The sequence below is a fragment of the Lysinibacillus sp. A4 genome (genome assembly GCF_024919535.1).
GTDB classification, from domain to species: domain Bacteria; phylum Bacillota; class Bacilli; order Bacillales_A; family Planococcaceae; genus Lysinibacillus; species Lysinibacillus capsici.
The window spans coordinates 75,024-90,736 of the sequence record NZ_JANWTB010000012.1 but is presented as its reverse complement, the minus strand read 5'-3'; the positions used below and the strand labels follow the sequence as shown (position 1 = coordinate 90,736).

Annotated in this window: 14 protein-coding genes; 11 read left to right on the top strand and 3 right to left on the bottom strand. The window is 38.9% G+C overall.

The window, feature by feature from the left end:
- Positions 1-30 precede the first annotated feature (30 nt).
- Positions 31-648 (bottom strand): 3-ketosteroid-delta-1-dehydrogenase, encoded by a 618-nt coding sequence (locus NY607_RS20380; RefSeq protein WP_259420277.1) that lies wholly within the window; start codon positions 646-648, stop codon positions 31-33.
- 225 nt (positions 649-873) lie between these two features.
- On the opposite strand from NY607_RS20380, the gene NY607_RS20375 reads away from it, so the two are divergent.
- The 9 genes from NY607_RS20375 (at position 874) to NY607_RS20335 (ending at position 10,677) form a co-directional block, all read left to right on the top strand.
- Positions 874-2,475, top strand: coding sequence for a Na/Pi cotransporter family protein (locus tag NY607_RS20375; protein ID WP_227744948.1), 1,602 nt, complete (start codon positions 874-876; stop codon positions 2,473-2,475).
- Positions 2,476-2,543: 68 nt separating this feature from the next.
- The gene (locus NY607_RS20370; RefSeq protein ID WP_259420276.1) at positions 2,544-2,993 is read left to right on the top strand and encodes an SACOL1771 family peroxiredoxin; all 450 of its coding nucleotides are present in this window, start codon (positions 2,544-2,546) and stop codon (positions 2,991-2,993) included.
- 141 nt (positions 2,994-3,134) lie between these two features.
- Positions 3,135-3,770 (top strand): sugar transferase, encoded by a 636-nt coding sequence (locus NY607_RS20365; RefSeq protein ID WP_131521202.1) that lies wholly within the window; start codon positions 3,135-3,137, stop codon positions 3,768-3,770.
- 10 nt (positions 3,771-3,780) lie between these two features.
- Positions 3,781-4,911 (top strand): glycosyltransferase family 4 protein, encoded by a 1,131-nt coding sequence (locus tag NY607_RS20360; RefSeq protein ID WP_259420275.1) that lies wholly within the window; start codon positions 3,781-3,783, stop codon positions 4,909-4,911.
- A gap of 1 nt (position 4,912) precedes the next feature.
- Positions 4,913-6,586 (top strand): GNAT family N-acetyltransferase, encoded by a 1,674-nt coding sequence (locus NY607_RS20355; RefSeq protein WP_259420274.1) that lies wholly within the window; start codon positions 4,913-4,915, stop codon positions 6,584-6,586.
- The gene (locus NY607_RS20350; RefSeq protein ID WP_227744941.1) at positions 6,567-7,313 is read left to right on the top strand and encodes a hypothetical protein; all 747 of its coding nucleotides are present in this window, start codon (positions 6,567-6,569) and stop codon (positions 7,311-7,313) included. The genes NY607_RS20355 and NY607_RS20350 overlap by 20 nt, the downstream gene beginning before the upstream one ends.
- Before the next feature lie 4 nt (positions 7,314-7,317).
- Complete coding sequence (locus tag NY607_RS20345) at positions 7,318-8,310, top strand: polysaccharide deacetylase family protein (protein WP_131521204.1); 993 nt, start codon at positions 7,318-7,320, stop codon at positions 8,308-8,310.
- Positions 8,311-8,687: 377 nt separating this feature from the next.
- On the top strand, positions 8,688-9,674 hold the full coding sequence (locus NY607_RS20340; protein WP_259420273.1) for an agmatinase family protein: 987 nt from the start codon (positions 8,688-8,690) through the stop codon (positions 9,672-9,674).
- A gap of 115 nt (positions 9,675-9,789) precedes the next feature.
- Positions 9,790-10,677 (top strand): 5'-3' exonuclease, encoded by an 888-nt coding sequence (locus NY607_RS20335; protein WP_259420272.1) that lies wholly within the window; start codon positions 9,790-9,792, stop codon positions 10,675-10,677.
- Positions 10,678-10,767: 90 nt separating this feature from the next.
- Here the strand turns inward: NY607_RS20335 and NY607_RS20330 are convergent, their stop codons facing one another.
- Both NY607_RS20330 and NY607_RS20325 read right to left on the bottom strand, forming a co-directional pair.
- Positions 10,768-11,271 (bottom strand): C39 family peptidase, encoded by a 504-nt coding sequence (locus NY607_RS20330; protein ID WP_237898584.1) that lies wholly within the window; start codon positions 11,269-11,271, stop codon positions 10,768-10,770.
- 56 nt (positions 11,272-11,327) lie between these two features.
- Positions 11,328-11,672 carry a thioredoxin family protein gene (locus NY607_RS20325; protein ID WP_081010969.1) on the bottom strand — a complete coding sequence of 115 codons (345 nt, stop codon included), beginning with the start codon at positions 11,670-11,672 and terminating at the stop codon, positions 11,328-11,330.
- Positions 11,673-12,025: 353 nt separating this feature from the next.
- Here NY607_RS20325 and NY607_RS20320 point away from each other — a divergent pair, with 353 nt between their 5' ends.
- Both NY607_RS20320 and NY607_RS20315 read left to right on the top strand, forming a co-directional pair.
- Positions 12,026-14,410: a 3-hydroxyacyl-CoA dehydrogenase/enoyl-CoA hydratase family protein gene (locus NY607_RS20320; RefSeq protein WP_259420271.1), complete on the top strand. Its 2,385-nt coding sequence runs from the start codon at positions 12,026-12,028 to the stop codon at positions 14,408-14,410.
- 49 nt (positions 14,411-14,459) lie between these two features.
- Positions 14,460-15,632 carry an acetyl-CoA C-acetyltransferase gene (locus NY607_RS20315; protein ID WP_259420270.1) on the top strand — a complete coding sequence of 391 codons (1,173 nt, stop codon included), beginning with the start codon at positions 14,460-14,462 and terminating at the stop codon, positions 15,630-15,632.
- Positions 15,633-15,713: the final 81 nt, after the last annotated feature.

Genomic DNA, 15,713 nt, shown 5'->3' with positions numbered 1-15,713 from the left:
ACCCTCAGCATATTTGCTGAGGGTGTTTCATTAAAAATGAATACCAGGTTTATCAATTAGCTTACAGCCTGTACCATACTTGGCTTTTAGGGCACCTTTGAAAAGAGTGTGCTCCAGCTCTGGGAATGTCTGTTTCCAAAGTTCAAAGACATTATGGCTGGATGCTTTGCCGTCCTTTGTTAATCGCGCAATATGGAAGCCATATTCATCATTACAGCGAGCCAATGGGCGGTTTTCTCTTACTGTAATAATTCGACCACTTGTCGTCATTTCATATAAGCCTTCATAGCCAGCGATTGCACGGCTTTCTTCTTGTCCTTCAACAAAAGGCTTTTCTTCATTTAGTGCTACTTTTTCCTCTGTTGTTGCTTCTTGTTCAGAAGATTGAGTTTCTTTAGCACTGTTTCCTGCTGGTAGTTGTTCAACAATCACAAAATCTTTCTTAGAAGCTTTATCGCTCATTGTCGCCATCACGTTCATGATAGAGCCTACATAGCGTATTGGTTTTTCTCTTCCTTCTTCGAAAACAAAAATATTATACTCGGTTTTATTAATCTTTTTCATAATAATATTACCCGTTGTAATAGTAAAACCGATGAATTTGTTCTTTTTAAGTGCCTGTATTGCTTCTTGCTTTGTTAAAATCATTTTGAAAATCTCCTAAAGAATTATTTATTCTATTCTACCATAAAAATTATCACATTGTTTTTCGTAAAATAATGGTTGATTTTGTACAATGCAGGGAAATATCCCTATTTTCTCAAATTTAATAATGGTACTATTAAGAATGTTTGGGGAATAAAGCTCCTTTAAAAAGGAGTCTTTCATAATAGAGATACAATTTTAGTAGGGAGTGTTGATAGGTTGATCAATGTGCTTGGGGGCATAGGTTTATTTTTACTTGGAATGACGATGCTAACAAACGGTTTAAAGGAATTGGCAGGAGATGCCTTAAAAAAATGGCTCAATCGTTTTACTGGGGGGACTATTAGCTCGGTATTATCTGGTACATTTATGACAATGCTTGTACAATCCTCCACGGCCACGACCTTGATTACGATAGGTTTTGTCAGTGCTGGACTTCTCACATTTGTCCAATCGATTGGCGTTATTATTGGGGCCAATATCGGGAGTACGAGTACTGGTTGGATTATTTCATTAATCGGCTTTAAGATCAATATGCAGACAATGTCCTTGCCTTTTATTGCGCTTGGTGTTTTTGTCCAATTGCTCGCACCACGTGATTACAAAGCAATTGGAGGGCTAGTGACTGGTTTTGGCTTATTATTTTTAGGTATTGATGTTCTTCAGGGAGGAATGGCTGCGGTACAAGATAAAATTCCATTCGATGCATTTAGTGCAAATTCTATTAGTGGCAAGCTAATTTTAATTGTTTTGGGTCTTATCATGACGGTTATTATGCAGGCTTCTAGTGCTGCAATAGCGGCCACTTTAACAGCTTTATATGCAGGTGCTATTGATTTTGAACAGGCTGCTTATTTAGTCATTGGTCAAAATATCGGGACGACAGCTACAGCGTTATTTGCTGCGATTGGTGCATCAACAGCTGCAAAACGAACAGCTGTCACACATGTTATGTTCAATGTAGTCACGGCTATACTAGTGACATTCGGTGCAAGGTTTATGTTTGCTCTTACAGAATTCGTCACAAAATCCATCAACGGTAGCTTTGATGAAACACTGGGCATTGCTGTTTTTCATACATTATTTAGTGTGATTGGTGCGATACTCTTTGTGCCATTTGTTCGTCCTTTTGCAAAGGCCATTGAAAAAATGATACCTGAAAAAGGAAATTATTTAACTCGTAATTTAGATAGTAGTGTTGCCAAACTACCTGGGGTTGCTGTAGAGGTATCCTTTAATACATTGCAAGATATTACTAAGGAAATGACGACTGTACTCGTTTCTCTTATTCACGGAAAAAAACGCACAGCTGAAACAGACAGTAGATTGACTCAAATAGATGAGGCAATCGAAAAAACACGTTTATTTATGGATGCTATCCAATCTTCCTCTCAAAAAGAACGGTATAAGCATATTGCCCTTTTACATGCTTTAGATCACTTATATCGTTTGTCAAAGGCATTACGTGAGCAACATCCAAATGCTTTTCAATTACAGGAGACATTAACCCAAAAGTGGTTAGAGGTATTGGAAAAAGTATTACTAATCATTGATGAGGATGAACGTCTACCTGAGATTGCAACCTTGCTTGAGGTTACTTCCTCTGAAATGGCTGCGGTGCGTCGTGATAAACGAAACGCATATTTTGAGCATACTGTTGAAAATGTGGTAGAGTTAGAGACAGCCGTATCGAAAGTGGAGACTTTGCTGTGGATTGATCGACTTGTCTATCACTATTGGCGGACGACCGCCCGTCTTGCAGAGTACCAAACCGTGACTAAGAAAGGTCGTCATATTGACACAGAAAAAAATACAGTAACAGTTGAATAAATGGAATGCTCGTCTTACGTTTGTAAGCGGGCATTTTTCTTCGCTTCACAAATAAAGGAGGATCTAGAATGGTTCAGCATAAATTTACAATGGACTTAACTTGGTCAGGAGGAAGAAACGGTACAGGAAATATCCAAGCTAGTAATTTGCAAACACAAATTTCTATTCCTCGGGAAATGAATGGACCTAGCATTGGTACAAATCCAGATGAAATGCTTTTAGGGGCAGCTGCAACCTGCTATTTAATTACACTAGCTGCTTTATTAGAAAGATCAGAAATAGATGTGCTGGAATTATCCATGCAGGCACACGGATTTGTTAGTGTAGAAAATGGCATTTTTACGTATGAAAAAATTGTGCATAGACCGACTATTATTGTGCAAGAGCTAACAGAACATCTTGAAAAAAAACTTTTACGCTTGGCACACAAGGCAGAACAAACATGTATGATCAGTAAAGCATTAAAAGGTAATGTTGTGATTGAATGTGATGTTCATATTTTTGAAGCGAGCATATAATAAGACAGCAAGAGTTATTCAGCAAGTAACGCTGATATAACTCTTTTTTTCATAAAATAAGCACTTTTTCTAAAATAGTTCTAGAAATGTTCAAAATGAATATATAGAGTTAAGTGCTAAAAAAATGCAAAGGATGATGTATTGCACGTTCATACAGCTCAGAATCTCACATTCTATGGTCAGTACGGCAAAAGAATATTCGATATTATTGGGGCGTTATTTTTGCTTTTTATAACGATCCCTCTAATGCTAGCTATATTCCTCATTTTACTCATAACGACAGGGCGCCCCATTTTTTTTAAACAAATCCGAACTGGCCTCGATCATCACCGCTTTGTGATTTGGAAGCTACGAACAATGTGTATTCAGGCAGTCCCAGTCAATATGCCGACTATTTGTGCTGATGGTATCCCTGATGATTATTATTTTAAAACAGAGCAAGATACACGCATCACAAAAGTAGGCGCTATTCTTCGAAAACTCAGTATTGATGAAATTCCACAACTTTTAAATGTGTTAAAAGGTGATATGAGCATTGTAGGTCCACGTCCTGAGGTACCAACGATCACGAATGCATATAATTCCTTACAGGCTCGGCGTTTGGAGGTAAAGCCAGGATTAACAGGCCTCGCTCAAATTAATGGTAGGTCGAATATTTCACATGGACAAAAAATATCATATGACATTGAATACGTTGATCATTATTCCTTTTGGTTGGATGTCCAAATTTTGTTGAAGACAATTTATGTTGTAGTTGCACGCACAGGTGCTTATTAAAAAATAAGGAGTGGCCATACTGAAGATCGTTCAGCTTATTACACGAATGGATAAAGTTGGAGGTGCGCAAAAACATGTGGAGGCACTTGCTATCCACTTAAAACAGGATGGGCATGATGTCACAATAGTGACGGGCTCCTATCAACCATCACTGTGGCACTTACAACAGCATAAAATTCCTGTTATCAGTATATCTGCTCTTCAACGGGCTATTCATCTGGCAAAAGATTTTCAAGCATTTTGGCAATTAAGAGCCGTTTTCAAACATCTACAACCAGACGTTATAGCCACCCACTCCTCTAAGGCTGGTGTGATTGGACGCGTAGTTGGTAGGTTGTTACAGATTCCAACTATTTTTACGGCACATAGCTGGAGCTTTACAGAAGGCGTTCCTTACAAGAAAAAGCGGTTCTATCAACGGATGGAAAGATCCATTCAGCCATTTACGACAAAAATTATTACGGTGTCTGAATATGATCGGGAACTAGCACTACTGAAAAAGGTCGCTCCTGCTCATAAATTGTTGACTATTCACAACGGCATTGCCCCTATAGAGAGAAAGAAGGAAACTGAAAAGATATGCATGGAGCAGCCAGTCATTGTCATGGTTGCTCGTTTTGAAGTGCCTAAAAGACAAGATGTCTTGTTAAAGACTTTAGCGGAACTGACGGATATCCCTTGGCACCTTCAATTGATTGGGGATGGTTCTCTGCGTCCAGCTCTAGAACATTTCGTTGAACAAAATGGTTTATCAAATCGTGTAACATTTTTAGGTAATCAATTAGACGTTCATTCTTATCTTGAGAAATGCCACCTATTTGTTCTGTTATCAGATTGGGAAGGCTTGCCGATTTCGATTATTGAAGCGATGCGTGTAGGACTTCCTATTATCGCAACAAATGTAGGTGGTGTGAAGGAACTTATTAATGATCATGACAATGGGTTTTTAGTGGAGCGAGAGAATAATGAATTATTGAAGAGGAGGCTGCATCAATTATTAATGGATGCTCCTTTAAGAGGGGAAATGGGGACGGCAAGTGAGCAGCGTTATTTACAGTACTTCACCTTCATTCCCATGTATCAAAAAACATTAATGGTTTATCAACAGGCTGTTTCAGAATTAGTGAAGAAAGGGGATTAAATTGCAATTAATTCGCATTAGAACTGATGATGAGCTTATGTGGTACAAGGAAATTTGGGATGCCATTTTAGAAGAAGAGAACAATGATAATCCATTTATAGAATTTGCGTGGTTTTATAATTGGTGGCAAATTGTAGGTCGGAAAGAGCGGGTAGAGCTTTATGCTATTGAGCATGAAGGGACAATTAGGGCTTTTTTTCCTTTTACAGTGTCTATTTGTTGGGGGATAAGAGTGTATACTTTTGCGGGTGAAAACATCGCCAATTATACAGGGGTTGTGGCTAAAAAGGAATGGTTACAGCAAGTTACAACCTTTGTGTTTGATGAGCTAATTAAAAAGCATCGGCATATTCTTTTTTCCTTGCATGGGTTATTAGAAAGTAAGGTGTCTACTAAAATCTTAGAGCAATACTTTGTAGAACGACAATTACGAACAAGCCTATTCCGAGTTGTGACACCCTATCTTGCTTTTTCAGAAATAGATTTTCAGCGCCATTTCAATCAACGTCGAAAAATGCATGGCGTTGATCGACGAGAACGAAAACTAAGAAATTTAGGCTCCTTAGAAAGACGTGAGCCTTCACAGGACGAGCTATGGCAAATGTTTCGATTATTTGATCGGCGATGGGCAAAAAAACTAGATACAAGTGGCTTTACAAAAGGCAAGAAAAGAGATTTTTTTGAGCGTTTAACGATGCTTAAAGGTGAGGCGTTACAGGTAGAGGTCGATGCACTTGTCTTTGAAAACCAGTGGATTGCTTTTACCTATGGATTATGCTGTCGTGGCCGCTATGTAACCTATGCCCTTGCACATGAGCCAACTTTTAATTTATTTGGTGCTGGTCGGATAGTCACTCAGGAAGCCATCCAGCGAACGTTTACTGCTAACTATCGCTTATATGATATGAGCATAGGCTATGAGTCTTATAAATTTGATTGGCGCTCAGACATTGATTTTACAAGACAGATGCTTGCTAGCAGCGGTACGAAACGTACAAATCTACTGGCAGGTTTTTTATCGTTAAAGCAAAGGCTCAAAGAATTTATGAAAGGGAACCAACGAGTCGTAGATTGGAAGCGTAACACACTGGGCCATTTACGATACTTAGTAAAGTATGGAAAGGTAAAAGATTGGCTAGAATATGGACAACAATTCGTAGAAAAATTTATTCGTTTGAAACAAGTGGAGCTGTATGAATTATCCCCATCAGAGGACATATCACCACAGCAACCTGTTGGAAACTTATTTGAAGAAATGTCGATTCAGGAAGCGATGCAGCTTGATCAGGAAGAAGTCATGGCCCTCCTTTATAAGGGCTATACGATTTATAAAGACTCCTTTGCGGAAACGAATAAGCTTGCGTTTGCATTACATGCTACAAACTGGCGGGTGGATTCAATGCAAATTGTAGAAGCCTTACCGAAACAAACCTATTTTTTAGCCTATGATGTTTTCAAACAAATCGATATTATTACAGCTTTTTTACGGAAAATAAAACCAGCACAAACATTGTGGGTAACGGTAAGTTTTTGGCAATGGCGCAAGCGCAAGCGCTTAGTACAGCTAGGCTATAAACCTATTTCTCGAATGAAACATTATAAAATTGCTCGTTTTGAGCGACACCGTGTAGAAAAAAATACAGAGAGTGGGGGCGATGTACATTCTGTCCATTAAAAGTAAGCGATGGAATATCGCAATGCAGCATTTTTATTTTCTCGAAAAGCCAGCCAATTTTCGAAAGTCTATGAAAGTTGTAGGCTATACGCATTCATTAGTACCAAGTCGGAAGCTTGTAAAAAGCGAAACGATCCACATTTATTTGCAAGAGCATGAGCTTTCATTGTATTTAGCACTGTCTGAAGGTAATCGTAAAATCTTACGACGTGCCCAAAAAGAATCTTATCAAGTCATTTTGTATAAAGAGCCATCCATAGAAAATTTGAAAGCCTTTCAGCAATTTTACAATCAGTTTGCCAAAAGAAAAAAAATTGAAGCAATCGGCAAGTCGCAAATGGAAACCATTCTGCTCCTTAATGAACAGGGCGCCTTATTATTATCGGAGATCCAGAGTTTTTGTGGACAGACATTATGTTATCGATTAGATATTGTGCATGAGAAAAAAGCGATGTCTTATTTCGAGGCAACGTGTCATGCAACCGCATTACCTGCACAATTAAAACGACCTTTCCGTTATGCAAATCGGTTTTTAATTTGGCATAACCTGCTACACCTAAAGGAGCAAGGTTTTGACTTATATGATATGGGAGAATTAACGGACAATCGAAATGTACGAGCCTTTAAATTAAGCTTTGGTGGCCAGGTTGTTCATGTTTACTCAGGCTACATTATCCAATCAAAAATACGTGCACTACTATTAGGTGTGCAAAAATGGAGGAAGTAGCAACATGAATGGTGGGGGTCTCGTTATTTCATTAGATTTTGAGCTGAATTGGGGTGTCCATGACGTATTTCGTTATGGCCAATACAATAAAAACCTATATGGTGTCCGTAAAGCCTTGCCCAGGATATTAGCGTTATTTGAGCAATATGACATCCATGCAACTTGGGCTACAGTTGGATTATTGTTTGCTGAATCAAAGGCAGAAATGGCTCATTATTTGCGAGGTATCCCTGTGAAATATGAAAATATGCGCTTTGCAGCACATACACAGCTAGCAAAAGTTGGCGAAAATGAACAAGAGGATCTACTGCATTTTGGTAAATCTTTAATAGAGGAAATTAAACGTACACCACATCAGGAAATAGGAAGTCATACCTTTTCTCATTTTTATTGCTTGGAGAAGGGCCAAACAGAAGCTGCCTTTTGTGCAGATTTACATGCAACCAAAACAATTAGTGACGGTTATACTGCGCCCATGAAATCCATAGTCTTTCCTCGTAATCAAGTAAACAAAGACTATTTAAAAGCATGCCTAGAAGCGGGGTATGTTTGCTACAGAGGCACCGAAAATCATGTGCTATATGATGCACAAAAGTTTACGAAAAAGGGAAGACTTTTAGGTGCTAAGAAGTGGTTAGATAGCTATTGGAATATAACTGGTCATCATTTCGCCACCCTGGAAGAAATGCAAGAGGAGCAACTGATTAATATTCGATCAAGTGCTTTTTTAAGGCCATACTGTAGTCCATTGCGTATATTCGAAAATTTAAAAGTAAAGCGAATAAAGGAAGGTATGCTCAAGGCTGCACAGGCACAAGCCTTTTATCATTTATGGTGGCATCCTCATAATTTTGGCAAGCATATTGATAAGAATTTGGCGATGCTAGAAGAACTATTAAGTTATCATCAAGAACTGCGTAGCCAATATAATTTTCAAAGCTATTCCATGTATGAGGTAGCAGAACTTTGCGAAAGCCATTCGAAACAGCAAAAGTAGTCGAAATGGAAGGGGACTCTGCTTGATAAGAGGGATTTCTGGACGAAGAGTTGACCTAAGTGTTGTCAAAAATAACGGTCGCTATTTGAAGAGTATTTGATAAAAGCAGGTTGAAACCAGCTCACAAAGCAGAGAAATGACATAACCCTAACCTAAATACATGCAATTTCTGAGCAAACTGATTTCAAGTTTGCTTTTTTTGTTTGATCAAAAGAATATTTTCAATATAAAAGGAAAAAAGAAAATCTTTGACGAAAATCATTGTACGAATGGTACTATTATTATAAAGAAAATATGTTAGGACATTTATAGGGGAGCACCAATTGATTTAGGTCAATTGAACTTGAATGGAAAAGAGAAGAAGGTGGTAGATGAATATGTTTATACAATCAGAATGCCAATGGAAGCAGGAAAATGGATCAGCGATGCATCAGTGGATAAAGCAGCAAACTAATCCGAATCCGAATGAGGTGGATATTGTCGTATATGGCGCTCTTTTATCATATGCCAATGGTGCGTCGTCAAAAGCGCAATACCCAACAGCCTTTCGTAAGGCTTGGCCAGGATTTCAATCGTATAATTTAGATGAGCAGGTGAATTTACGTGCCCTTTCAGTTGTGGATATCGGGGATGTGGCGATTCTAGAAAATGATCGAATGCTTTCTGAATCTGCCATCGAGGCTGCTGCGGAAAATTTAAGTATAGCCTTTCAAAAAAGTTTTACTTGTTTGATTGGGGGAGATCATACTATTACCGCGCACTCCATAAAAGGTATAAAAAATGCTTTCCCACAGGATCGCATTGGCATCATTCAGATTGATACGCATTTAGATGCAAGGAACCAAGAGGAAATTGGTTTAGCGCAAGATTCTCCAATTCATCAGTTAATTGCAGCAGGGGTTGTGGAGGGGAGACATGTCTATAATGTCGGTTTGCATGGCTTCTTCAATTCACCCGAAATGATTCATTATGCTAAAGAACAAGGCATCCATATGATTACGTTAAAGCAAATGCGACGTGATGGTATTCAACTCACAATACGTGAAATGCTGCGTCAGCTTATGTATGAAGTAGATCGCATTTATGTGTCAGTGGATTTAGATGCACTTGATATTGTATTTGCCTGTGATGTTCCTGCAGCATCACCTGGTGGTTTAACGGCTTATGAGTTATTTGATATCCTCAAGCTTATTGGTGAAAATGAGGGTGTGCGTCATATTGATTTTGTTTATGCTGATCCTAAAGAAGGTATACTACGTCCAGAAACTGTTAAAATCGGTGTAACCGCATTTTTACAATGGTTAACAGGCATTCAGCTAGATCATCGCAATCGTATCTCGAAAAAAGGAAAGGTTATGTTGTAAAGCAAGTGTATTTCCGAGTATTAACAATGCTGATTGTTAAAAGTTTGCTATAATGTTTAAGTAGAAAACAATAAATAAATACAAACTTTGTATTGTAATAGAGAGGAAATTTATGATGACAACAAAACCAAGATTATTGATTGTCGACGGTATGGCACTGTTATTCCGTTCTTTTTTCGCTTCGGCTGCCATGGGGCATTTTATTCGCTTGGCAGATGGAACACCAACGAATGGAGCCCAAGGATTTGTGCGACATGTTCTAACAGCACAATCTATTATGAAGCCAACACATATGGCTGTTTGCTGGGATATGGGTGCACATACATTCCGCAATGATTTATTTGATGGTTATAAAGCGAATCGCCCAGCACCTCCAGAGGAAATGCTACCACAATTTGATATGGCGAAAAATTTATCGCAGCAAATGGGCTGGCAAAATTTCGGGGTGAAGGGCATGGAGGCAGATGATTTAATTGGCTCCATGATAACGAAATGGCAGGACGAGGCAGACATTACGGTCATTAGTGGTGATAAGGATTTACTTCAACTTTTAAGGCCATCTACAGAAATTGCGTTTATGAAAAAGGGCTATACAGAATACGATATTTATACACATGCTCGCTTTAAAGAAGAATATTGTATTGAACCTTCACAGTTTGCACAGGTGAAAGCCTTTATGGGTGATTCAAGTGATGGCTATCCAGGTGTGAAAGGGATTGGCCCTAAACAAGCGTTAGCGCTTATTCAAACATATGGCTCAATAGACAAAATACTGGCATCGATTGGTGAATTGAAGCCAGGCCAAAGAACAAAAATCCAAGATAATTTAGAAATGTTGCAGCTATCACATGAGCTTGCAACAATTCAAACCAATGTACCAATTGATGCTGATTTTACGAGTCTTGTGGTACCAACGTATGAACCACATATTTTTAAAGCAATAGAAGAGCATGGCTACACGCTAATTGCCAAGCATGCCCGTTCTTTATATTCGCTTATTTAATCAATCATCGCAGAGTATAGTCATATGCTCTGCTTTTTTTATTGTAAGGAAAAGAATAAAGATCAAATAGAAGGCTAATTGATCTTTGCTCTAGTAAGGAACCATTTTCACGAAGGATAATACCTTTTCGTTGTCTTTATAGAGAGCCTGACGAATTTGACTATCACGTTGTGGGCCACCATTATCATGAAATATTAGCCATAGCTCATCATTTTTTATCTCATACCCAATAAGCGGTACCCAATGATAAGCAAAGGTAGATTTTTTATCTCGCCACTGAAGGCTAAAATAACGATCAAAACGCATAGCAACTGGTCGACCTGCGTCAATTTCCTGTAGAGCTTCCTTTAATGAACAAGTTCGAATATCCCACGTTGGAAGCAATTGACGAAGATTGTGAATCAGTCTCCATTTGAATAAGCCAATTTTTGTACCACCAAGCAGTTTATATAGCTCATTAATGGAAGGAGTTGACTCATTTAAAAATTTTAAGATGACATGAATCGTAGTAGGTCCACAGGCAGAATTGCGATAGCTTGGTGCAATGGAAATCTCATATTGTGAAGCCCCTCGTAGTGCCAATTGTTGACGCATAATAAACTCCTTTCAAAAAGAGCTGCATTTCAAGAAGAAATGCAGCTCTCTCGCCATTATTGTTGAGCAGATAAAAATTCTGTTACTTGTTGAGGTGTTTTTGCATTTGCACTATGTAAGTGTGCAAGTTTTTCACCATTTTGGAAAATCAATAGACTTGGAATTCCCATAACATCGTACTTATCAGCGATTTCTGGAAGCTCGTCTCGGTTTAGCTCATACCAATCATATTGGTTGTACTCTTCAATGATTGGATCGATAAACATATTCATACGTGTGCAATCAGGGCACCAGCCAGCATAAAATTTCACTAAAACTTTTTGGTCGCCAGCGATTAATTCGTTAAATTGTTCTGCAGTAGTAATAGTTTTCATTAAGTATTCACTCTCCTTGCTTTCCATTCTACACATTTTTCTCGCAATCTGAAAGTTTTCTGTTTGGCCGTTTCAATCGCTACCTCTTGTCCTCTTTTAGCTCGTTAAAAACAAAAAAAGATGTATACTGCAAAAATAATTCTTGAAAAAAGATTGCTAAATTAGACAAAATAATCTACACTAAAAACAGAAAAGTAGTTTTATCTTCATTCATTGAGAAGTGTCATTTTGGAGCGAAGATAAACCTTAGTCGTGCTTGGTTGAGTGGAGGGAATCTCATTCAACAAAAGGACAAAAAATTCACTAAGGAACACTTGATATTTTTTTGGCCAAAAAATGAATGGCTATTCATTCAATGGGAGAATAAGGGGGAATTGCTTGTGACTTACAACATTAAAAAAGCAGCTGTTCTAGGTTCTGGGGTGATGGGCTCTGGAATTGCAGCACATTTAGCAAATATCGGTATACCAACATTACTATTGGATATAGCACCGAAGGAACTGACGCAAGAGGAAGAAGCAAAAGGCCTTTCTTTAGAGCATCCAGCTGTTAGAAATCGTATTGTAAACGGAGCTTTGCAAAAGTTATTAAAGCAAAAGCCAGCACCACTTACTTCTAAGAAAAATTTATCACTACTATCAGTTGGCAACTTTGAGGATGATTTAGGGAAACTAAAAGATGTAGATTGGATTATTGAGGTTGTTGTAGAAAATTTACCAATTAAACAAAGTCTTTATGAAAAAATTGATGCGGTTCGTTCACCAGGAACAATCATTAGTTCAAATACATCTGGTATTAGCATTAATGCGATGGCAGAGGGACGTTCAGATGATTTTCAAAAGCATTTTCTTGGCACACATTTTTTCAACCCACCTCGCTATTTAAAGTTATTAGAAGTGATTCCTGCCAATACAACTGCACCTGAAGTAGTTAGCTTCATGAAAACGTTTGGGGAAGATGTGCTTGGTAAAGGAGTTGTACTTGCAAAAGATACACCAAACTTTATTGCCAACCGCATCGGAACATATGGTTTACTTATCACTTTACAGGAAATGTTAAAAGGTGGTTACTCTGTTGGTGAGGTAGACTCTGTAACAGGTCCGCTTATCGGCCGTCCAAAGTCTGCAACTTTCCGTACGCTAGATGTAGTTGGTTTAGATACATTCATTCATGTAGCGAAAAATGTTTACGATCAAACAACAGGTGAGGAGCAGCAAGTATTTGCAGTACCTGAATTTTTACAAAAAATGGTCACAAACGGTTGGCTAGGAGCAAAATCGGGTCAAGGTTTCTTCTTAAAACAAGGAAAAGAGATACATGAGATTGATCCAGCAACCTTAACGTATAGTCCAGCCAAAAAATTAAAAACACCTTCTATCGAAATGGCAAAACAAACTCGTGGATTGGCCAATAAAGTGAAGGCGTTAACCTATGCAAAGGATCGTACAGGCGAGCTATTATGGGGGATTTTTGCACCAACGCTCCTTTATTCTGCACAGCTACATGGGGAGATTGCAGATGATATCGTAGCCATTGATAACGCGATGAAATGGGGATTCGGCTGGCAACAAGGGCCATTTGAGATTTGGGATGCTATAGGCGTAAAAGATTCTGTGGCGAAAATGGAGGCTGAGGGCCGAGAGGTACCTGCTTTTGTCAAAGAGATGTTAGCAAATGGCGTGGAGACATTCTATACAGAATTAGACGGAGATTTAGCTTACTATAATGGATCACAATATGTGAAAGTGCCAGTCAATGAAAAAGAGATTAATTTAAAACGTTATAAGAAAAAGCATGGTGTGATTAAATCAAACACAGGTGCTAGTTTAATAGATTTAGGGGATGGAATTGCATTACTGGAGTTCCATTCGCAATCCAATGCAATCGGCTTGGATATTATTCAAATGATTAACTTTGCGGTAGATGAAGTAGAGGCTAACTATAAGGGCTTAGTCATCGGTAATCAGGGGAAAAACTTCTGTGTTGGGGCAAATCTAGGAATGATTTTGGTAGAAGCACAGGATGATAATATATTTGAGCTAGATTTCGTCATTAAAGCATTCCAAGATGCTATGCAGAAAATTAAATATTCACGTAAGCCTGTTGTAGCAGCACCGTTTGCCATGACATTAGGCGGGGGAGCAGAGGTTTGCTTACCAACTGCACATATTCAAGCAACAATGGAAACATATATGGGCTTAGTGGAAGTAGGGGTTGGATTAATCCCAGGTGGTGGCGGAAATAAAGCGCTCTATCAGAAATTCCTAAAGGGCTTACCAAATGGCGTAGAGGTAGACTATCAACATATTGCTAATAAAGTATTTGAAACAATTGCGATGGCGAAGGTTTCAACATCTGGTGAGGAAGCACGTGAAAATAATTTCCTAAACTTTGCGGATGGTATTTCAGTTAATCCAGATCATCAATTGTATGATGCGAAGCAGGCGGCATTAGCACTTTATGAAGCGGGCTATCAACCACCTGTACCAACAAAAGTGCCAGTGGTCGGTGCATCAGGCTATGGTACATTACTCATCGGTGCGCAAGGAATGTTTGAGTCAGGCTTTATTAGCGAACATGATTTAAAAATTGCTAAAAAATTAGCTTATGTTATTGCAGGTGGAAAGGTTCCGTACGGCACATTAGTCGATGAGCAATATTTATTGAACTTAGAGCGTGAGGCATTCCTTAGCCTTGTTGCTGATCCGCTATCACAGCAGAGAATGCAACACATGCTGTTAAAAGGTAAACCACTTCGTAACTAATTGACGAAATAGATCAATCTTGCACATGAAACAAAGGGGGATTAATACGATGCGTGAAGCCGTTATTGTAGCAGGAGCACGAACTCCAATTGGAAAAGCAAAAAAAGGTTCTTTAGCAACAGTAAGACCAGATGATTTTGGTGCTGTTGTAGTCAAGGAAACATTGAAAAGAGCAGGCTATGAAGGGCCAATTGATGATTTAATTTTAGGCTGTGCAATGCCAGAAGCAGAGCAAGGAATGAATGTAGCACGTAGTATTGGGGCACTTGCTGGATTACCAGATACAACGCCTGCTTTGACAATCAATAGATTTTGCTCATCAGGTTTACAGGCAATTGCTTATGCAGCAGAGCGAATTATGCTAGGACACTCAAAGGCTATTCTTGCTGGTGGTGTAGAATCCATGAGTATGGTGCCGATGGTAGGGAATACACCACGTTTAAATCCGACTTTAGCAGAAACGGCTCCACAGTATTATATGGGCATGGGGCATACAGCTGAGGAAGTAGCTCGTCAATATAATGTTAGTCGTGAAGACCAAGATGCTTTTGCTGTTCGCTCCCATGAGCTTGCTGAAAAGGCAATTAAAGAAGGTAAATTCAATGATGAAATTGTACCAATTGAAGTGGAACAGCATTACGTAGACGATAACAATAAACCACAAGTGAAAAAATTCACATTCAGTATGGATGAAGGTGTACGTCCAGGTACATCAGTTGAAGGTTTAGCCAAACTACATCCAGCTTTCCACGTAAAAGGCAGTGTAACGGCGGGCAATGCCTCTCAAACTTCTGATGGTGCAGCAGCTGTACTAGTAATGGATCGTGAAGAGGCTGACAAGCAAGGACTGACACCAATGGCAAAATTCCTAGGCTTTGCAGTTGGCGGTGTACCTCCTGAAGTAATGGGTATCGGGCCTATCGTGGCAGTGCCAAAAGCGTTGGAAATTGCAGGTTTATCCATCGAAGATATTGATTTATGGGAAATCAATGAAGCATTTGCTTCACAGTCATTACAGGTGGTACGTCATTTAGGCATCGACCAAGAGAAAGTCAATGTGAATGGTGGAGCGATTGCATTAGGTCATCCACTAGGCGCAACGGGAGCTATTTTAACATTAAAGCTAATTCATGAATTGAAGCGTCAAGGGAAGAAATATGGTGTAGTGACAATGTGTATTGGTGGCGGCATGGGTGCTGCTGGCGTATTTGAAATTCTATAATTTTTGCTAGATCAGCTTGAGGTGTACTGTTTACGGTTGCCTCCGAACATTGTATACGTCAAGCTTTTCTATACATGATCA